The sequence below is a fragment of the Sutterella parvirubra YIT 11816 genome, assembly GCF_000250875.1.
Classification (GTDB): Bacteria; Pseudomonadota; Gammaproteobacteria; order Burkholderiales; family Burkholderiaceae_F; genus Sutterella; species Sutterella parvirubra.
This window is the reverse complement of sequence record NZ_JH605000.1, coordinates 1-18617: the sequence shown is the minus strand read 5'-3', so window position 1 is coordinate 18617 and position 18617 is coordinate 1. Positions and strand designations below refer to the sequence as shown.

Annotated in this window: 20 protein-coding genes; 17 read left to right on the top strand and 3 right to left on the bottom strand. The window is 64.6% G+C overall.

Annotation, left to right across the window (positions count from 1 at the left end; all coding sequences use genetic code 11):
• From HMPREF9440_RS12095 to HMPREF9440_RS07635, 3 genes are all read right to left on the bottom strand, one after another.
• Nucleotides 1–269, bottom strand: a 269-nt coding sequence (locus tag HMPREF9440_RS12095) for an epoxyqueuosine reductase QueH (RefSeq protein ID WP_245523589.1), incomplete at its 3' end; no start/stop codon positions are given.
• Nucleotides 270–532: 263 nt separating this feature from the next.
• A complete protein-coding gene (locus HMPREF9440_RS07640) occupies nt 533–1654 on the bottom strand; it encodes a hypothetical protein (RefSeq protein WP_008543035.1) in 1122 nt (373 codons plus the stop codon).
• Between the two features lie 53 nt (nt 1655–1707).
• Nucleotides 1708–2487 carry a hypothetical protein gene (locus HMPREF9440_RS07635; RefSeq protein WP_008543032.1) on the bottom strand — a complete coding sequence of 260 codons (780 nt, stop codon included), beginning with the start codon at nt 2485–2487 and terminating at the stop codon, nt 1708–1710.
• A gap of 419 nt (nt 2488–2906) precedes the next feature.
• On the opposite strand from HMPREF9440_RS07635, the gene HMPREF9440_RS07630 reads away from it, so the two are divergent.
• The 17 genes from HMPREF9440_RS07630 to HMPREF9440_RS07550 all read left to right on the top strand — a co-directional run.
• A complete protein-coding gene (locus HMPREF9440_RS07630; RefSeq protein ID WP_008543030.1) occupies nt 2907–3587 on the top strand; it encodes a YggS family pyridoxal phosphate-dependent enzyme in 681 nt (226 codons plus the stop codon).
• Between the two features lie 27 nt (nt 3588–3614).
• On the top strand, nt 3615–4418 hold the full coding sequence (gene proC / locus HMPREF9440_RS07625; protein WP_008543029.1) for a pyrroline-5-carboxylate reductase: 804 nt from the start codon (nt 3615–3617) through the stop codon (nt 4416–4418).
• 256 nt (nt 4419–4674) lie between these two features.
• Nucleotides 4675–5985 carry a sn-glycerol-3-phosphate ABC transporter substrate-binding protein UgpB gene (gene ugpB / locus HMPREF9440_RS07620; protein WP_008543028.1) on the top strand — a complete coding sequence of 437 codons (1311 nt, stop codon included), beginning with the start codon at nt 4675–4677 and terminating at the stop codon, nt 5983–5985.
• Nucleotides 5986–6065: 80 nt separating this feature from the next.
• Nucleotides 6066–6947: a sn-glycerol-3-phosphate ABC transporter permease UgpA gene (ugpA, locus tag HMPREF9440_RS07615; RefSeq protein WP_040764730.1), complete on the top strand. Its 882-nt coding sequence runs from the start codon at nt 6066–6068 to the stop codon at nt 6945–6947.
• An 18-nt stretch (nt 6948–6965) separates the two neighbouring features.
• Nucleotides 6966–7814, top strand: coding sequence for a sn-glycerol-3-phosphate ABC transporter permease UgpE (ugpE, locus tag HMPREF9440_RS07610; protein WP_008543025.1), 849 nt, complete (start codon nt 6966–6968; stop codon nt 7812–7814).
• A 12-nt stretch (nt 7815–7826) separates the two neighbouring features.
• Nucleotides 7827–8897 (top strand): sn-glycerol-3-phosphate import ATP-binding protein UgpC, encoded by a 1071-nt coding sequence (locus HMPREF9440_RS07605; RefSeq protein ID WP_008543024.1) that lies wholly within the window; start codon nt 7827–7829, stop codon nt 8895–8897.
• 245 nt (nt 8898–9142) lie between these two features.
• Complete coding sequence (locus tag HMPREF9440_RS07600; RefSeq protein WP_245523588.1) at nt 9143–9577, top strand: YqaA family protein; 435 nt, start codon at nt 9143–9145, stop codon at nt 9575–9577.
• Nucleotides 9578–9968: 391 nt separating this feature from the next.
• Nucleotides 9969–10718 carry an electron transfer flavoprotein subunit beta/FixA family protein gene (locus HMPREF9440_RS07595; protein WP_008543022.1) on the top strand — a complete coding sequence of 250 codons (750 nt, stop codon included), beginning with the start codon at nt 9969–9971 and terminating at the stop codon, nt 10716–10718.
• 9 nt (nt 10719–10727) lie between these two features.
• Complete coding sequence (locus HMPREF9440_RS07590) at nt 10728–11657, top strand: electron transfer flavoprotein subunit alpha/FixB family protein (protein WP_008543021.1); 930 nt, start codon at nt 10728–10730, stop codon at nt 11655–11657.
• Between the two features lie 270 nt (nt 11658–11927).
• A complete protein-coding gene (locus HMPREF9440_RS07585; RefSeq protein WP_008543020.1) occupies nt 11928–13082 on the top strand; it encodes a porin in 1155 nt (384 codons plus the stop codon).
• A gap of 351 nt (nt 13083–13433) precedes the next feature.
• Nucleotides 13434–13685: a 30S ribosomal protein S16 gene (gene rpsP / locus HMPREF9440_RS07580; protein ID WP_008543016.1), complete on the top strand. Its 252-nt coding sequence runs from the start codon at nt 13434–13436 to the stop codon at nt 13683–13685.
• Nucleotides 13686–13905: 220 nt separating this feature from the next.
• On the top strand, nt 13906–14424 hold the full coding sequence (rimM, locus tag HMPREF9440_RS07575) for a ribosome maturation factor RimM (RefSeq protein WP_008543014.1): 519 nt from the start codon (nt 13906–13908) through the stop codon (nt 14422–14424).
• Nucleotides 14425–14437: 13 nt separating this feature from the next.
• Nucleotides 14438–15181: a tRNA (guanosine(37)-N1)-methyltransferase TrmD gene (gene trmD, locus HMPREF9440_RS07570; RefSeq protein WP_008543012.1), complete on the top strand. Its 744-nt coding sequence runs from the start codon at nt 14438–14440 to the stop codon at nt 15179–15181.
• 75 nt (nt 15182–15256) lie between these two features.
• Entirely contained in the window at nt 15257–15625 is a 369-nt protein-coding gene (gene rplS / locus HMPREF9440_RS07565; protein ID WP_040764728.1) for a 50S ribosomal protein L19, read from the top strand.
• A gap of 140 nt (nt 15626–15765) precedes the next feature.
• Complete coding sequence (locus HMPREF9440_RS07560) at nt 15766–16083, top strand: helix-turn-helix transcriptional regulator (protein WP_008543008.1); 318 nt, start codon at nt 15766–15768, stop codon at nt 16081–16083.
• Between the two features lie 160 nt (nt 16084–16243).
• Entirely contained in the window at nt 16244–17803 is a 1560-nt protein-coding gene (locus HMPREF9440_RS07555; protein WP_008543007.1) for a UDP-N-acetylmuramoyl-L-alanyl-D-glutamate--2,6-diaminopimelate ligase, read from the top strand.
• Nucleotides 17804–18160: 357 nt separating this feature from the next.
• Nucleotides 18161–18617 (top strand): iron-containing alcohol dehydrogenase (locus HMPREF9440_RS07550; RefSeq protein WP_008543006.1); only part of this gene is annotated, 457 nt, incomplete at its 3' end.

Here is an 18617-nt window from a genome sequence, read left to right as displayed (position 1 = left end):
ACGCGGCAGCGGCGGCCGCGCTCGGGTTCGTTCTCCAACCCCTTCACGGCACGGCGCCAGAGATCGTGGTCGTAGTCGCCGTCGACGAAGGGGACGCCCAACTTCTCGCACCAGCGCTTCGCCTCGTTCTTCCGGAGGAGGTATTCGGCCTCGGGAAAGATGTTCGGGTTGAAGTAGAAGACGGTCGGCTTGCGGCCGTTCTTCAGGAGCCATTCGAGAATCGCGCTCGAACAGGGTGCGCAGCAGCTGTGAAGGAGAACGTCGGACATCGGTGTCGGAAGCTCCGGCTTCATCTTGTCGCGGCCGGAGGGAATTGGGGGAGCGTTCATTCTACGCCGTGCCCTGTGCCTCCCCGGAAACCTGAGCACCGTCCAAAGGAGGTAGCCACGGTCGGTAGGAAGGATGGGGACGGCCGAAGATGCGGATCGCCTGAACGTTCGCCGCGGCGGGTCTTCCGACCGCACCGCGGCGTCATGAGGAAGTGGGGAACCGTCCCTGAACCTTCAGGAAACCGCCCGGGACGATGACCGCCCTACGCGCACCGCCCGAGGAGAAGCCACCCGTCGCCGTCGCGCTTCAGCACCACGCGGAGTCCCGACGGGTTGCGCGCGAGCGCGTCGTCGCCCGTCTGCGTTTCGATCGTGAGCGGCCCCTCCCACCAGAGGCGCCGCAGCTTCAGAGGCGCGGACGCCTCAAAGAGCGCGGCGTGCGGGGTGGATGCATGGGACCCCGTTTCGGGTGCGGCGAGTCGTTCGGACGCGGGCGCCATTGCGGTGACGGCTTCGCGCCGGGTCGCGCCCTCAGGCGTCACCCCGAGGCGGAAGACGTCCGAGGCTCCCAACCGCCCCGAGAGCATCCCGATGAAAGGGTCGGCGGGTTCGGCGGCGTCGTTCCATTCGGGCGCTTCGGTCACGTCGAGCGCAACCGTCTTCACGCGCCCGAAGGGTTCCATCCCGTAGGCGGCGGAAAGGAGCGCGCCCGGGTCGGCGTGCGTGACGGCGGGCGCGCGGTACGTGCGGCCGCTCTCGGCCCCAAGCACCAGTTGAAGGTGCGGCAGGGGCTCTTCGGTCTGCGCGGAGCCGAGTCCGCGCGTCAGCATGTGAAGCGCCAGGAGCCGCTCCACCGCGCGGCGCCAACGCTGCGGGTCGGCGGCGGGCTGCGGGAGCGTGAGGCGCACGGGCGTGAAGACCGAGACGACCGTCGCGTCGTGATGGGCGATCTGGGTTTCGGACGGCACCGCCCGGATACCTGCGGCGCAAAGCCGCGCCACCAACACGGCCTGCCGTTCGGGACTGGGGGCGGGCGTCACGGTCAAGTGCGCTTCGTCGGGCTCGACCCCGATCAGCCTCACGACGTAGGCGGGGAGGATCGCAGCGGCGAGCTTCGCCGCCCAGAGCGCGAGGTCGCGCCCCGCGTCCGGGTCGATCCGGTCGAGGATCACTTCGGGGACGCGGCGGACGGCGTTGACGGCCAATTCCCCGGGGCGCAGCCCCAGGCGCTTCGCCGCGTCGTTCACGCCCCAGATCACCCGTCCGTCGTGGCGGGCCGCGGGACGCGCGGCGGGGGCGGGCGCGTCCGCAAAGAGAAGCCCCTGGAGGTGGAGGTGAAGGTTCGCCGTTGCGGGGACGGCGGGGGTTGCGGTGTTGGTCGTCATGTTCTTCTCCTTCTTTTCCTGTTCTTCTTGTGGTCGCTGTCGTTCGGCTGAGGTCAGGCGGCGTTGTCCGGCGTGGACGGATCGGTCGGGTGCGTCGAATGCGTCGGACGGAAGGGCCGGACCTTGCCGACGGGCGCGGAAGGCTCGGTGAGCGGGGAGAGCGAGGAGAGGGGCGAAAGCCGCACGACCGCGGTTTCCGTGCGGGCGAGGAACCCGGCGCGGGTGACGCGCACGCGCGTCTCACCGTCGGCCGCAGGCGAGAGCGCCACGCGCAGATCGGCGTTCGTGGCGGTGCCGGAGAGGTTGAGCGGCCGCACGACGAAGACGGTCGTGCCGGACGTGCGGGCGGCAAGCGCCAAGCGGCGCATGGCGCGGCGGTCTTCTTCCGGGGAGAGGGGCTTCAACCACGCGACCACCGCGCCGAAGGTCCCTTCGGCGACGGCGCGCTCCGCCGCCCAGTAGGCTTCTTCCGTCGCGGCGGGTGTCACGAAGAGCTGTTCGGTGAGGACGAGCCCGCAGGCTTCCATCGCCGGAGCGCAGGGCGTGAAGAATTCGACGCCGGGGAGCACCCAAAAGGCGCGCCCGAGGGAAGCGACCGCGGGGAGGATGAGGGAGAGTTCACCCGAAGCTTCCGTCATCGTGAGGAGTTCAACCAACTCACCCTTCGGGAAGCCCCCGCCCAGCATCTCGCGGATGACGGGATCGGCGACGGGGAGGCGGTCTTCTTCCGCCTTCTTCCCGAACCCGAAGGGGACGGAGGGAAGCGGAATGCCGGGAAGCCCGGGCAGAGGAAGCGTGTGGATCGCGGAGAGCGTGGCGGTACGGGCGGACATGATGACGAACCTCGAAGAATCAAACCCAAAATGAAGTGCGAAAACCCGAAAACGTGTTCGGATTCGTCTCGAGACCTAGTCTCAAAGGTTCGTGATGGCGCCGGTGAATGTTGATCCTGAGTCTTCTTTTCGGCCCACTTGTCAACAAGCGGATTCGTTGAGGTGCGGGAAATGCTGAGGTAAAGTATCAGTTTGAAAAAAGAAGGAATGCATGATCCTCTGGAAGTCGAAACGCCAAACAAAAATACATGAGAATCAACGACTTCCGAAAAGTTCTGGATCAAAATCGAAAGGCCTCAAAACGTGATCCTCAACGGCCTCTTTCGCTTTGCTCTATGATTTGGATCAAACCGGACGGCCCTCGTCTTCACGAAAAGAGGTCTTCGCCGTCCGCCCGCAAGCCTGTTTTGGAGTGAGGAATGACGCTGGAAGAGCGCTACCGCAAGGTGGTGGAGCGCGTGCGCGCCGCGGAGCGCGCCGCAGGACGGCCTGAAGGATCCGTGGCGGTCCTTGCCGTGGGGAAGACCTTCCCCGCGGAGACGATTGCGGCCTGCGCGGCGTTCGGCCAACGCGCCTTCGGCGAAAACTACGTCCAGGAGGCCGCGGCGAAGATCGACGCGCTCGCGCACCTCGACCTCGAGTGGCGCTTCATAGGGCCCCTTCAAGCCAACAAGTCCCGCATCGTCGCGGAGCGCTTCGACTGGGTGGAGTCGGTCGATCGGCTCCGCATCGCGGAGCGCCTCTCCGCGCAGCGCCCCGAAGGGATGCCGCCCATCAACGTGACGGTCGAAGTGAATTTGGACGGCGAAGCGACGAAGTCGGGCGTTTCGCCCGAAGAGCTCCCCGCCTTCATGGACGCCGTCGCGGCGCTCCCCAACCTCCGGCTTCGCGGTCTGATGGCGATCCCGTCGCCCGACGCCGGCCCCGAAACGTACGCGCGCATGCGCCGCCTTTGGGACGAGGCCCGCGCCCGCCGTCCCGAGCTCGACACGCTCTCCTTCGGGATGAGCGCCGACATCGAGCCCGCGGTGGCCGCGGGGAGCACCCAGGTGCGCGTCGGGAGCGCCATCTTCGGCGCGCGCGACTACGGCAAACATTGAGACCCCACTGAACATAGGAGATTGGGGATGAGAACGATCGGATTCCTGGGCGGCGGCAACATGGCCGGCGCCATCATCGGCGGGCTGCTGCGTTTGGACGATGCGCCCGTCATTCACGTCGTGGACCACAATCCGGCGAAGCTCGAACGCCTCGCCGCTTTGGGCGCGAAGACCCACGAGGCGCCCGGCGACTGGATCACCGCGTGCGACCTCTTCGTCTTGGCGGTGAAGCCCCAGGGCATGAAGGATGCGCTGGGACCCGTGAAGGCGTTCCTGAACCCCAAGGGCGCGGCGCTCACGATCGCTGCTGGGATCGAGTCCGCGGCCTACGCCGAATGGCTCTCGGGCTACCCCCTCATCCGCTCCATGCCCAACACCCCCGCGATGGTGGGGGAGGGCGTGACGGGCCTCTGGGTCCCCGAAGGCATCGCTCCCGAGCACGCCGAAGCGGCGGAGTTCGTTCTCTCCGCCGTCGGTCGGGTCGTGCGCGTCGCGAAGGAAGGGGACATCGACCTCGTGGGGGCGATTCCCGGTTCGGGTCCCGCGTACGTCTTCCGCTTCATGGAGGCGCTCCAGGCCGCCGCGGTGCGCCGCGGCATGCCCGAAGCCGACGCCAAGGCGCTCGCCTTGGGGACGGTGAAGGGTGCGGCGCTTCTCGCCGAAGCCTCCGGGAAGCCCTTTTCAGAGCTGCGCGAACAGGTGACGAGCAAGGGCGGCACGACCGCCCGCGCTTTGGCCGTCATGAACGCGCGCGACATCGACGCGATGATGGACGAAGCCGTCGGCGCGGCCATCGCGCGCACGCTCGAAATGAAGGCCATGTTCCGCTGAAGGTAGGCCGGAAACAAAATTTTCCACTTTTGGCGTATGGACACGCCTAATGCGTTTTCCCTATGATCCCTGTCGGTTGCGTTCTGCGCGCGTAGGCGCGCGCAGAATGCGGCCGATCCATCCCCATTCACCGACCGAAGATGCGCGGGCTCCGGCCCCGGAGTGCGCATTTTTTCTCCCGGCGTCGGACCGATTTCCCCAGGAGGGGAGGCCCGGTGCGCGCCGCTTCCGCGGGGCCGTCCTCTATGGAGATTCCATGATGTTGAAGCATTTCGCGCTGGCCGGCCTCGCCGCCGCCACGATGGCCGCTCAGGCCGCCCCCGTTGAAATCACGTGGTGGCACGCCATGGCCAACACCCTCGGCGACTGGGTCCAGGACACGGCCAACAACTTCAACAAGAGCCAGACGGCCTGCAAGATCGTTCCGACCTACAAGGGGAGCTACGATCAGACGATGACTTCCGGCATCGCCGCGCACCGCGCGGGCCGCTCCCCCAACATCCTCCAGGTCTTCGAAGTCGGCACCGCCACGATGATGTTCTCGAAGGGCGCCGTGGTTCCGGTGGGCGACATCATGGCGAAGGCCGGGTACGAATTCCACCCGGACGAATATATCCCCGCGGTCTACGGCTACTACGCGACGCCCGACGGCCGCATGATGAGCTTCCCCTTCAATTCGTCGACGACGGTCATGTACGTCAACCTGACGAAGTTCAAGAAGGCGGGTCTTCCCACCGAAACCGAGAAGCTCCCCAAGACCTGGGCTGAGGTCGAAGCCGCCGCGAAGGCCCTCAAAGCCGCCGGCGAAGCCTGCCCGATGACGACGAGCTGGGTGGGCTGGACGCAGCTCGAAAGCTTCTCGACCTGGCACAACGTCGAGTACGCGACCTTGAACAACGGCTTCGGCGGCCCGAAGGCCCGCCTCGCGGTCAATACGCCGCTCCACCAGAAGCACATCGAAAACCTCGCCCGCATGGCCAAAGAAGGCACCTTCGTCTACAAGGGCCGCGGGAACCTCGCCGACGCCACCTTCTACTCCGGCGAATGCGCGATCAACATGGGCTCGTCGGCGACCCTCGCCAACATCCGCCGCAACGCCGACTTCGAATTCATGACGCTCCCGATGCCCTACTACGAAGGGGTCGAGAATGCCCCGCAGAACACCGCGCTCGGCGGCGCCTCGCTCTGGGCGATGGCCGGGAAGTCCGAGGCCGAAAACAAGTGCGTCGCCGACTTCTTCAACTACCTCTCCGACCCGCAGGTCCAGGCCGACAACCACATGCGTACGGGCTACCTCCCGGTCACGCTGAAGGCCTTTGAAATCGCCAAGGCGAGCGGCTACTACGAAAAGAACCCGGGTGCGGACGTCGCCGTGAAGCAGATGCTCAAAACCACGGAAAAGAGCCGCGGCATCCGTCTCGGTTACCTGCCCAACATCCGTACGATCGTGGACGAAGAGTTCGAAAAGATCTGGTCCGGCAAGCAGGACGCCAAGACCGCGCTCGAAGCGGTCGTGCGCCGCGGCAACGAGCAGCTGGAACGCTTCGAACGCGTGACGTCCCGCTGAGCGTTTCCGAAGCTTTATAAAACCGACGCGCAGGAGCACCGCTCAAAAGCTCCTGCGCGTCCATTGAGTGAGGCCCCTACGTGGAAAAACGAGCAGTCTTTCAGAGCAGGTGGTTGCCCTACGCCCTGGTGCTCCCGCAGCTTCTGATCACCTTCATCTTCTTCTTCCTGCCCGCCGGTCAGGCCGTCATGCAGTCCGTCATGATGGAGGACCCGTTCGGTCTTTCGACCGAATTCGTCGGGTTGGCCAACTTCCGTGAGCTCTTCGCGGATCCGAATTACATCGCCAGCTTCAAGATCACGATCCTCTACGCGGTGCTCGTGGCCTTCTCGGGGCTTGCGATCAGCCTGCTTCTCGCCGTGTGCGCCGACCGGGTGCTCCGCGGGGGCGGCGTCTACAAAACCTTCCTCATCGTCCCCTACGCGATCGCCCCCGCGGTGGCGGGCGTCCTTTGGATGTTCATCTTCAATCCGACGTTGGGGACGCTCTCGCACGCGTTGCGCGCCTTCGGCCTCGACTGGAACTACATGGTCCACTCGGGCCACGCGCTGACGTTGATCGTCATCGCCGCCGTCTGGAAGCAGGTGAGCTACAACTTCATCTTCTTCTTGGCGGGCCTTCAGGCCGTGCCGAAGTCGCTCCTCGAGGCCGCGGCCATGGACGGCGCGGGTCCCTTCCGCCGCTTCTGGTCGGTGGTCTTCCCGCTCCTTTCGCCCACAACCTTCTTCCTTCTCGTCATGAACGTCGTCTACGCGTTCTTCGAAACGTTCGCGATCGTCGACGCGACGACGATGGGCGGGCCGGGGCAGGACACGAACATCTTGGTCTACAAGGTCTTCGTCGACGGCTTCCGCAACATGAATTTCGGCGGCTCCGCGGCGCAGTCCGTCATCCTCATGGTGATGGTGATCGCGCTCACCGTCTTCCAGTTCCGCTTCATCGAGCGGCGCGTCAACTACTGAGTCTGAGGAGAACGCAACATGGTTGAAAATCGTCCTTGGCTCAATGCGGTGACGCACGCCATCCTGATTCTGGGCGTCATCATCGTCGTCTTCCCGGTTTACGTCGCCTTCGTCGCGTCGACCCAGACGGCCGTGCAGGTCGAACAGGCGCCGATGAGCCTCTTGCCCGGCGCGCACTTCATCGACAACTATCTGCAGATCCTCACGGAAGGCGGCGGCACCGCGTCGCGCGCGCCGGTCGCCCGCATGATGTGGGTCTCGCTCGTGATGGCGATGGGGATTTCGGTGGGGAAGATCTTCATTTCGCTTCTCTCCGCCTTCGCGATCGTCTACTTCCGCTTCCCCGGCCGCAAGCTCTGCTTCTGGCTCATCTTCATCACGCTGATGCTCCCGGTGGAAGTCCGCATCACGCCGACCTACGAGGTGATGGCTTCGCTCAACCTCCTCGACAGTTGGGCGGGTCTCATTCTTCCCGTGATCGCGTCGGCGACCGCGACGTTCCTCTTCCGTCAGTTCTTCATGACGGTCCCGGACGAACTCGCCGAAGCCGCCCGCATGGACGGCGCGGGCCCGATGCGCTTCTTCTTCACGATCCTGATCCCGCTTTCGCTCACGAACATCGCGGCGATGTTCGTCATTCAGTTCATCTACGGCTGGAACCAGTACCTGTGGCCGCTCCTCGTCACGACGAGCGAAGACATGTACCCGATCGTCATCGGCATCAAGCGCATGATCGGCGGCGGCGACTCCGCCAACGAATGGAACCTCATCATGGCGACCGCCATGCTGGCGATGATTCCGCCCGCGCTGGTCGTCACGATCATGCAGCGCTGGTTCGTCAAGGGACTCGTGGACACCGAAAAATAAGGAACAAGAAACATGGCTGGCATTCAATTGAAGGACATCCGCAAGTCCTACGGCGACGTGGCGGTGGTCCACGGCATCACGCTCGACATCCCGGACGGCGAGTTCGTCGTCATCGTGGGTCCGTCGGGCTGCGGGAAGTCGACGCTTCTGCGCATGGTGGCGGGTCTGGAACCCATCACCTCGGGCGAGCTCGTCATCGGCGACCGCGTCGTCAACAATCTCGAACCCAAGGACCGCGACTGCGCGATGGTCTTCCAGAACTACGCGCTCTACCCGCACATGACGGTCTTTGAGAACATGGCCTACGGCCTCAAGATCCGCGGCGTGCCCAAAGAAGAAATCGCCCGCCGCGTCGACGAGGCGGCGAAGATGTTGGAACTCGGGCACCTGCTGGAGCGCCGCCCCCGTCAGCTCTCGGGCGGCCAGCGTCAGCGCGTGGCGATGGGCCGCGCGATCGTGCGCGAACCCGCGGTCTTCCTCTTCGACGAACCGCTCTCGAACCTGGACGCCAAGCTTCGCGTGCAGACGCGTCTGCAGATCCAGAAGCTCCACCGGCGCCTGCGCACGACGAGCCTCTACGTCACGCACGACCAGGTCGAGGCGATGACGCTCGCTCACCGCATGATCGTCATGAACGGCGGGCGCGCCGAACAGGTGGGGACCCCGCAGGAGGTCTACGACGACCCCGAAACGATGTTCGTCGCGGGCTTCATCGGCTCGCCCCCGATGAACCTCGTGCGCGGCGTGGTTTCCGCGGACGGCGCCTCGATGGAGCACGACGGGTTCAAACTCTGCCTCCCCGAACCCGTTCCGCAGCTCGCGGGCCGCGACGTCGTCTTGGGGGTTCGTCCCGAAGAGGTGACGGTCGTTGAGCAGGGCGGTCTCGGGAACTTCCGCTGCGAAACGGTGGAGGCCTTGGGCGCCGACCACCTGATCCACGGGAAGCTCTTGGGGCAGATGGTGGTCTTCCGCGAACCCAACGGCAAGTGGCTCCCCGAAGCGGGCGTCGACGCCGGGATGACGTTCGAGGCGAAGGCCGTCCACTGGTTCGATCCCGCGACGACGAAGCGCATCCGTCTCTGATCGAGGATGCGTTTTGACGGGGCGGCGGCTCTCGCCTGAGCCCTCCGCCCCGGCCAAATCCCGAGGCCCGGCGTTCATGAAGGACGCCGGGCCTCACGTCTTCTCGGGCGAACGTCGGCTGAAATCCGCCGACAACTTTCGTTGCACAGAATCACCCGTCCGGCCCCCGGTTCTTGACGGGTGTTTCACCCACCTCCGGTATCCTTCACGAGTCCCCGAAACTGAGCCCCAAAGAGGTTTTCCCCGTGATCGATTGGCTGATGCCGTACCTGCAGTACGAACAAATGGAGTGGGTGGTCTTCGTGGTCGCCTTCGTCTCCGCGACGGTGCTCCCGGGCGGCTCCGAAGTGGTGCTCCTGGGGGCGATCACCGGGAACCCCGACAAGTTCTGGATCTTCCTCGGGATGGCGACGCTGGGGAACGCGCTCGGCGCGATGACCGGCTACCTCATGGGGCGCTTCATCCCCGAGAAGGAAAAAGAGGGGAAGGCGATCGCCTGGCTCAAAAAGTACGGCTACTTCGCGCTTCTGATGACCTGGGTCCCGCTCTTCGGCGACGCGATTCCGATCGCGGCCGGGTGGCTCAGACTCAATCCCCTCATCTGCGCCGTGATGGCCGCCTTGGGGAAGGGCGCCCGCTACCTCGCGATCTCGTCGGCGTTCCTGCCTTTCGTGAGTTGAGGTCAGTTGAGGTCAGTTGAGGTCGGTTGAAGTGAGCTGAGGCGTGCTCGGAGGAATCGGGCCGAAGCCTCCCCAACAAGCATGATTTCAAGGTTCGGGGAGCGGACGGGATCCGCTCCCCGAAGTCTTTCTGCGGGCGGGGTTCGGCGCCTTCCGGACGCGTCGCCATATGTCGGATGTTCCTCTCAAAATTGAGTTTCGGCATAAGGTTGGCGTAGGGGGCACCCCGTTATAATCCCCACCACATTCGAAGGCCTCTCCTCATTCTTTGAGAGCCTTCGTTCTCTTTTTGAAGGGGAAGCCGACCGCGCGGCGCTTCGGAATGAATGGAGCCGAAGCGCGCATGACCGCGGCCGCCCTCCCGCACACACCTCCCTGGACCGAAACACCCATGAAGATCCTTGTGGCCGTGAAGCGCGTCGTCGACGCGAAGGTGAAGGTTCGTCCGCTCCCCGACGGGTCGGGCGTCGACACCAAGCTCGCCAAGATGGCGATGAACCCCTTTGACGAAATCGCCGTGGAAGAGGCCGTGCGCCTGCGCGAAGCCGGGCAGGCCGACGAAGTCGTCGCCGTGACGGCGGGCCCCCTGAAGGCGCTCGACACGCTGCGCGTCGCGATGGCGATCGGCGCGGACCGCGGCATCCACGTTGAGACGGATGCGGCGCTCGAACCCCTGGCCGTCGCGAAGATCCTCAGGAAGATCGTCGAGAAGGAGTCGCCCGACCTCATCCTCTTGGGGAAGCAGGCGATCGACGACGACGCGAACCAGGTGGGGCAGATGCTCTCCGCGCTCATCGACCGCCCGGTCGCGACCTTCGCGAGCGAAGTGGCGGTGGAGAACGGCCGCGCGGTCGTCACCCGTGAAACGGACGGCGGCACGCAGACGCTGTCGCTTGAACTCCCTGCGGTCGTCACCGCGGACCTCCGCCTGGCGGAGCCCCGCTACGTGACGCTCCCCGCGATGGCGAAGGCCCGAAAGAAGCCCGTTGAGACGATCGCGCTCGATACGTTGGGCGTCGATGCCGCCCCGCGCCTGAAGCTGCTCGGCGTCGAGCAGCCCTCGACCGCGCGCGCCGGTGAAATGGTGGGTTCCGTGGATGAACTCGTTGCGAAAATCAAGAGCGCCCTCGGTGCGCACTAAGGAGCCGTCATGACCGCGCTTTTGATCGCCGAACACGACAACCGTACGCTGAAGCCCTCCACCCGTCAGGCGCTCTCCGCCGTTCTTCAGATGACGGACTCGGTCGACATTCTGGTTGCTGGCAACGAATGCGCCCGCATCGCCGAAGACGCCGCGCGTCTTGAGGGCGTGCGCACGGTGCTTCTCGCCGAAGCCCCGAAGTTGGCGCAGGAATCCGCCGAAGTGCTCTCGAAGCTCGTGGTGGCGGAAGCCGAAGGCTATTCGCATATCTTCTTCATCGCGAACGCCGTCGGGAAGACCGCGATGCCCCGCGTCGCCGCGAAGTTGGACGTCTCCCCCGTTTCGGACGTTCTGGCCGTCAAGGGCCCGAAGACGTTTGTGCGCGGGATCTATGCGGGCTCGCTTCTCTCGACCGTCGAGGTGACCGACCCGGTCGTGGTGGGCACGATCCGCCCGACCGCGTTTGAGCCGATCCCGACCAAGGTGGAGGCTTCCCCCGTCGAATCCGTGATGGTGGACGGCGCCTACGAAGCGAGCACCTTCGTCAAGTACTCGGAAACGACGTCGGACCGTCCCGAACTCGTCTCCGCCAAGGTGGTCCTCGCGGGCGGTCGCGGCTTGATCGACGAAGCGGGCTTCGCCGCGCTCGAATCCCTGGCCGACCAGATAGGCGCCGCCGTGGGTGCGACCCGTACGGCGGTCGACATGGGCCTTTGCCCGAACGACTGGCAGATCGGTCAGACGGGCAAGATGATTGCGCCGGAACTCTACGTGGGCTTCGGCATCTCGGGTGCGATCCAGCACACAGCGGGCTTGAAGGACGCCAAGGTGATCGTGGCGGTCGACAAGGATCCGGAAGCGCCGATCTTCGAAATCTGCGACTACGGCTTGGTCGCCGACGCCGCGGAAACGATCGCGGCGATCAAGGCGAAGATCTGACCTTCGCGACACCCCAAAGAACGGCGTGGCTCTAGGCGGGTCACGCCGTTTTTTGGCTTTGTAGCGTTCCGGTGACGCATCAAACCTTCGATATGATTTCTTGTTAAGGGTTGATAACCGTCAATAGCTGTCGACATATAGGGTTTACCCCCCCTGCGCGGACGACAAATCAAGGGTTACCTTTCTCGTCACAGCGCGCCTACAGGCGCCTTCGGTTTCTTTCCGCTTCGTGTGACTGCGAAGCGGTGACCCTTAAAGGAAATAACGATTATGAAGAAGTCTCTTGCTGCGCTCGCCGTTCTGGGCGCTTTTGCGGGCTCTGCTTTCGCCGCCGACGTGACGCTCTACGGCCTCGTCGACTATGGCTTTAACTACACGCATTACGATGCCGACTACACGGGCGTTGACGATGACTCGTCCTTCCAGATGAAGTCCGGCCAGAATTCCGGTTCGCGTTTCGGCCTCCGTGGTTCTGAAGATCTCGGCAATGGCCTGAAGGTTGGCTTCGTGCTTGAAAACGGGTTTGATGCCGACACCGGTGCGCTCGGTTTCCAGAGCCGCCTTTTCGGTCGTGAATCTCAGGCCTACCTTGAAGGCTCCTTCGGTAAGGTCAGCTTCGGTCGCATGGGCCAGCTCGCCAGCGCCAACGGCACGTACGGCCTCCTTGGTGCCTTCTCCCCGTTCTCGACCGGTTGGGGCAACACGGTCGGCCCGAAGCATGTGATGGCGAACGGTTGCGATCGTTTCGACAACATGATCTCGTATCAGTCGCCCAACTTCGCCGGGTTCACGGTGTACGCGCAGTACTCCTTCAAGAACAACGTCAACAACGCTGGTGACGAAAACAAGCCGAACACCGACCGCTACTACGGCATCGCCGCGACCTACAAGACCGGCAATCTCGCCCTTCTCGGCGTCGTTGACAGCATCAACTATGCGAACGCCAGTCTGGGTAGCGATGGTCATTCGGACGATGACATGCTCACCGTGACCCTCGGTGGTACCTACGACTTTGAAGTCGTCAAGCTCTACGCGATCGGTCAGTACTTCGACAACGCCTACAAGGTTGGCGCTCAGTCGGCCTATTCCAACGCCTTTGATGCCTTGAAGGTCGACTACTCCTCTGGTTACTACTTCAACGGCGGCATGGAAGGCTACGGTATGGCGTTGGGCGTCTCCGCTCCGGCCTTTGGTGGTACGGCGAAGGCTCAGGCGGGCTACATGGATGCGGAGTGCATCGATGATGCGGATTACTCGGTCAGCCGTTTCAACTTCTCCGTCGGCTACGACTACAACCTCTCGAAGCGCACGAGCCTCTACACGGCCGCCAACTTCACGAAGGACGACTACAAGCACAAGACCGAAGCGTATAACGCCAAGCCCCAGACCTACGAAATCATGGCCGGCATGATCCACCGCTTCTAATAAGAGCGTTGGGCCATCCCGTAATGGCTGACGAAAGCGAAGCGGCGGCCCGAAACGGCCGCCGCTCGCACATCAAGTTTCTTGAACGTCGGTGCCTCCTTCTGGAACATATGCCGATGCGCCGCACACGGTAAGCACATGCCGGTGCGGCGGCTTTTTTGGGTGAGGCGCGGGAGAACCGCGCCGAGCGCCGCAGGGCGCTTGAAAATTCGGCTCAAGCGCTTGCGCCCACCGGTGTGATTCCGTAAAATTCACTTTCTGCGCACTTTCGGGTGCGCTCTCGTTTTCAGGGAAGCGGCAGAGCGCCGCCTCCCACTCCAACAAATCCATAAGTTCAAAGAGGTAAAACTCATGGTCATCGTTCGTCTCGCCCGCGGCGGCTCGAAGAAGCGTCCCTTCTACTCCATCAACGTCTGCGACTCGCGCTGCCGCCGTGACGGCCGCTTCATCGAACGCCTCGGCTTCTACAACCCGATGGCTTCCGGCCAGGCCGTGCGTCTCCATGTCAACGCCGAACGTCTCGCCTTCTGGCAGGCCAACGGCGCCCAGCTCTCCGAAACGGTCGCCCGTCTCGTGAAGGAAGCCGCCAAGGCCAACGCCTAATTCGCGCTTAGCAGCGTCGAAAGCGCTCTTTCAAAAGAGCGCCGAACCCCCGCCCTGATCAAGTGCGGGCTCCTGCCGAAGGGAACGGTCGTGCCTCTCGTGTCCAAGCACATCGTGACCGTTCCGCAAGAAGAGAGAGCCCGGTATCTACGCTTGAGGAGTGCGGGGTTTTCTTTTACCCTGAATTCTCACTTCTAGAACGCTTTTCGGAGAATCCTTGATGGACGATCTCGTCGAACTCGGCCGCACCGGCGGCGCCTATGGTTTCCGCGGTTGGGTGCGGGTGTTCCCGCTCGAGACCGGTGAGGTCCTCGAACGCGTGCGCCGTTGGGTTCTCACGGACAAGACGGGCGCGGTGACGGCCGTCGAAGTGAAGGGCTTCCGCCGTCACGGCACGGGCTACATCGCGAAGTGGGACGGGTGCGAAACGAAGGAAGCCGCGGACGCGGTCCGCGCGAAGATCGCGGTGCGCCGCGCCGACTTCCCCGAAGCCGGTGACGACGCCGTCTGGGCGGTCGACCTGATCGGCTGCCGCGTCGTGAACACCGAAGGGAAGGATCTGGGTGAGATCGTCGAGATCGGCACCAACGGCGCGCAGGACCTTTTGGTCTGCGCGTACGAGACGGAACCCGGCAAGACCGCCCGCTTCATGATCCCGAACGTGAAGGACGTCTACGTCCGCGCGATCGACGTGGACGCGAAGCGCGTCGACGTCGACTGGGATCCCGAGTGGCGTTGAGAGGTCTTCTGCGATGCGCTTTGACGTTCTGACGCTCTTTCCCGACATCTTCAAGACCGTGACCGAGAACGGCATCACGGCGCGTGCGCGCCGCCGCGGTCTTTGGTCCTTGAACACCTGGAACCCCCGCGACGTGACGGGTGACCCGCACCGTACCGTCGACGACCGTCCGTTCGGGGGCGGCCCCGGCATGGTGATGATGGCGGAACCCTTGGCCCAGACGGTGGATCTGATCCGCCGCTCCGGGAACACCGGCAGGGTCGTGAGCTTTGCCCCGAACGGCACGCGCCTCACCGACAAGCGCGTTCGAGAGTTCGTCTCGGCGGGCGAGGACCTGATCCTCATCTGCGGGCGCTACGAAGGTATCGACGAGCGCTTCCTCTCGAACTACGTCGACGAGGTGGTGAGCCTCGGGGACTTCGTGCTCTCCGGGGGCGAGCTTCCCGCGTGCGCGTTGATCGACGCCGTCGTGCGTCAGCTCCCCGGCGCCATCAAGGATCTCTCCGCGTCGGACGAATCCTTCGCGACGGGGCTCCTCGACGCCCCGCACTACACGCGCCCCGAAGTCTGGCGAGGCGAGGCCGTCCCCGAAGTGCTCCTCTCCGGGCACCACAAGAACATCGCGCGTTGGTCGCGCGAAGAAAGTCTGCGGCTCACGTTGCGCACGCGTCCGGACTTGATTACACTTGCGAATTCTTCGGGCCTTCTGACGCGTGAGGATCTCAAATTCCTCCGCAGTCTCGGCGCGGAGATCTGATCAACTTAAAAACTTCCATCCTCTCGGCGGCGAACACCAAAAACGGGCCGCATGACGATGGTTACGGAGTCTCAAATGGATCTGATCCAGACCCTTGAACAGGAAGAAATCGCCCGCCTCACGGCCGGCAAGACCATCCCCGAATTCCGCGCCGGCGACACCGTCTGCGTGCACGTGAACGTCGTGGAAGGCAGCCGCAAGCGCGTCCAGGCCTTCGAAGGCGTGGTCATCGCCCGCCGCAACCGCGGTCTCAACTCTTCCTTCATCGTTCGCAAGATCTCCTCGGGTGAAGGCGTTGAACGTACGTTCCAGCTCTACTCCCCGATGATCGCCTCGATCGAAGTGAAGCGCTTCGGCGACGTCCGCCGCGCCAAGCTCTACTACCTGCGCGAACGCTCCGGCAAGGCCGCCCGCATCAAGGAACGCCTCGTCCGCAAGGACTAAGCTTTTCTTTCGGGAAAAGGCTTTCCTCGAAACCCGCCGACGTCTACGGACCCGGCGGGTTTTTTCGTAACCGGGGCCCGTACGGAGCCCGCGCGGCCGTATGATGGCCGCAAGTGAACCACCCCCTCACGAGCACGACCATGAACCGCCCCGACGATCCCCTCATCAACCGCACCGACCGCCTCCACGCCTTCACGCCCCAGTGGGCGGTGCCGCCCGGCGCCACCATCGCCGACTGCGCCGAAGAGCAGGGCCTCCCGTACGACGTCCTGGCGCACCACCTGGGACTCGACGAGGGCGCGTTCCGTCGTCTCCTTGAAGGCCGCATTCCCGTCACAGAAGCGCTCGCCCGGAGGCTCGCCGACACGCTCGGGAGCACGCCCGACTTCTGGATGCGGCTGGAGTTCAACTACCAATCGGACCTCCGACGCCTCGGTCTCAAGCGGCCGGGCGCCTGAACGTCGACGGCTTCCCGCCCGATCCGCCACTATCCGATCCCATCCGTTCCGATCCGGAGCTCTTCGTACTCGGCAAACCCCCGCAACACATCGACAAGGCCGATTCCGCTGTCCCCTTGCTAATCTTCGAATCTCAAGATCCACCACCTGAGGTTCGCCCGTGCTGCCCGATTCCGCTCCGACCGCCCAGACCGACCCCAACGCTACGAACAGTTCAAACGCCGCCCCGACGGACGACGCCGTCGCTCGGTGGCTGGGCCGCCGCACGGACGGGGCCTTGAAGCTCTCCTCCATCGCGGTCGAACCCGGCGACGTGTTCTTCGCGGTGAAGGGCGCCGTCACGGACGGGAGGACCTTCATCCTCGATGCGCTCACGAAGGGCGCCGCGGCGCTGGTCGTCGAAGCGGACGACACCGAGCCCGAGGGCGAAGTCGCTCCGATGCGGATGGCGCTCCGGAACCTCAAGGAACGGATGGGCCCCATCGCCGCGGCGTATCACGACCACCCCGGCCGCGGCATGGCCGGCGTCGCCGTCACCGGCACCAACGGGAAGACGACGGTGAGTTGGTGGACGACGCATATGCTCACCGCCCTCGGCGTCCCCGCGGCCTCGATCGGGACCGTGGGGTGTTGGTTCAGGGGCGAGCGCACGAAGACGGCGTTGACGACCCCGGATGCGTTGACGCTTCACGGCATGCTCGCGCACGTCAAGGACGAGGGCGCCCAAGCCTACGCGCTTGAAGCGAGTTCGGCGGGGCTTCTGGAAGGGCGTCTCCTGGGCCTCCCCGTCACGGTCGCGGTCTTCACGAACCTCACGCAGGACCACCTGGACCTCCACGGCACGATGGAGGCCTACGGCGAAGCGAAAGCGATCCTCTTTGAGACGGAGGGCTTGGGGCACGCGGTGCTGAACGCCGACGATGCCTTCTCCAAAGAACTCGCCCTCAAAGCCGCCGCGACAGGCGCCAAGATCTGGTGGTACTCGACCCGGGGCGTCAAGGCTGAGTCCGGCGCTGAAGAAGAGAGGGCCGAGCGCCTCACGGCGACGGATCTCGTCGAAGACGCCCGCGGCACGCGCTTCACGCTCCGTTGGGGCGACGAATGTGCGGAGGTGTTCCTGCCGCACCCCGGCCGCTACAACGTCGAAAACGCGCTCGCGGCCGCTGGCGCCATGCTGGCCCTCGGCCACGACTTCCGCCGCGTCGCGGCCGAGATCTCCCGCCTTCCCGCGCCTCCGGGGCGCCTGGAGCGCTTGGAGGAAGAAGGAAAGCCCATGGTGGTGGTCGACTACTGCCATACGCCGGACGCCTTCGAGCAGGTGCTCTCGACCTTGCGGCTCGAAGCCGACGCGCGCGGGGGCGACCTCGTGATGGTGTTCGGCTGCTGCGGCGCGAGGGACCACGGCAAGCGCCCGAAGATGGGCGCCGTTGCCGAGCGGCTCGCCGACCGCGTCGTGGTGACGGCCGACAACCCGCGCCACGAAGACCCCGCGCAGATCGCGCGGGAGATTCTCTCCGGGATGGCGGAGCCCCAGAACGTGCGGGTCGAGCTCGACCGCGCAAAGGCGATCACGCTGGCCGTTTTGGAGGCGGGGCCCCGCGACGTCATCATCCTGGCGGGGAAGGGCCCCGAGACCTACCAGATCCTCAAGGACGGCGCGCACGTGCATTCGGATCGCGAGACCGCGCTCGCGGCGCAGAAGGTGTGGGGAACGGTTTGAGGCCGGGGCTGAAGTCGGGCCTGAAGTTTGGCCTATGTTTCATCTGAGTTCCTCCTGAGAACGCCGCCGTCCTTCGGCGCCACTCCGGCTTTCCTCAACCTTTCCTCAACCCTCCCGATCACCATCGAACAACACTTTCCCCGGCGGCCTTCCGTTTTCGCAATGCCGCCGGTTTCGTTCCCTACAGTCTTCCTTAGGGCGAACTGCCTGTACGGCACCGGGTAGGCTCAAAGAAGGGCGAGATGAGGGGAAGATCCCCCTCGCGGCCTCCCTACAATCGACGAACGGACCTTGCGATGAGGCGCCTTGATGCGCCCCTTTCACGAAGGCATTCACAATCATCTTGGGAGCACTCACATGCAGACCTACGCCGTCACCCTGCCGCATTACAGCATCGGCCCCGAAGCCTACGATCACTTCGACTTCGTCGCGCGCTTCTACGGGACGCGCGTCGCGGTGATCGGGGGCGAAACCGCCCTCGCAAAGGCGGGTCCGGCGCTGCGCGCCGGGTTCGCGAAGGCCGGCATGACCGTGACGGCTTGGGCCGTGTACGGCAAGGACGCGACGAACGCGGCGGTGGAGCGCGTGCTCGCGAACGACGGCGTCAAGACGGCCGACGTGATCTTCGGCGTGGGCGGCGGCCGTGCCGTCGACACGGTGAAGGCCGCCGCCGACATCCTCAAGAAACCGTTCTTTACGTGCCCGACGGTGGCGTCGAACTGCGCCCCTGTCTCCGCCATTTCCGTCATCTACAACGAGGACGGCTCGCTCTCCCACTACCACTTCACGGAGCGCTGCCCCGAGCACTGCTTCA

Excerpts from the sequence above, each read along its gene's own strand:
- HMPREF9440_RS07590 (WP_008543021.1), top strand. The coding sequence starts at position 10,728 with ATGACCGCGCTTTTGATCGCCGAACACGACAACCGTACGCTGAAGCCC.
- rpsP (WP_008543016.1), top strand. The coding sequence starts at position 13,434 with ATGGTCATCGTTCGTCTCGCCCGCGGCGGCTCGAAGAAGCGTCCCTTC.
- trmD (WP_008543012.1), top strand. The coding sequence starts at position 14,438 with ATGCGCTTTGACGTTCTGACGCTCTTTCCCGACATCTTCAAGACCGTG.
- proC (WP_008543029.1), top strand. The coding sequence starts at position 3,615 with ATGAGAACGATCGGATTCCTGGGCGGCGGCAACATGGCCGGCGCCATC.
- rimM (WP_008543014.1), top strand. The coding sequence starts at position 13,906 with ATGGACGATCTCGTCGAACTCGGCCGCACCGGCGGCGCCTATGGTTTC.
- HMPREF9440_RS07640 (WP_008543035.1), bottom strand. The coding sequence starts at position 1,654 with ATGACGACCAACACCGCAACCCCCGCCGTCCCCGCAACGGCGAACCTT.
- HMPREF9440_RS07635 (WP_008543032.1), bottom strand. The coding sequence starts at position 2,487 with ATGTCCGCCCGTACCGCCACGCTCTCCGCGATCCACACGCTTCCTCTG.
- HMPREF9440_RS07585 (WP_008543020.1), top strand. The coding sequence starts at position 11,928 with ATGAAGAAGTCTCTTGCTGCGCTCGCCGTTCTGGGCGCTTTTGCGGGC.
- ugpB (WP_008543028.1), top strand. The coding sequence starts at position 4,675 with ATGATGTTGAAGCATTTCGCGCTGGCCGGCCTCGCCGCCGCCACGATG.
- HMPREF9440_RS07595 (WP_008543022.1), top strand. The coding sequence starts at position 9,969 with ATGAAGATCCTTGTGGCCGTGAAGCGCGTCGTCGACGCGAAGGTGAAG.
- rplS (WP_040764728.1), top strand. The coding sequence starts at position 15,257 with ATGGATCTGATCCAGACCCTTGAACAGGAAGAAATCGCCCGCCTCACG.
- HMPREF9440_RS07560 (WP_008543008.1), top strand. The coding sequence starts at position 15,766 with ATGAACCGCCCCGACGATCCCCTCATCAACCGCACCGACCGCCTCCAC.
- HMPREF9440_RS07630 (WP_008543030.1), top strand. The coding sequence starts at position 2,907 with ATGACGCTGGAAGAGCGCTACCGCAAGGTGGTGGAGCGCGTGCGCGCC.
- HMPREF9440_RS07605 (WP_008543024.1), top strand. The coding sequence starts at position 7,827 with ATGGCTGGCATTCAATTGAAGGACATCCGCAAGTCCTACGGCGACGTG.
- ugpE (WP_008543025.1), top strand. The coding sequence starts at position 6,966 with ATGGTTGAAAATCGTCCTTGGCTCAATGCGGTGACGCACGCCATCCTG.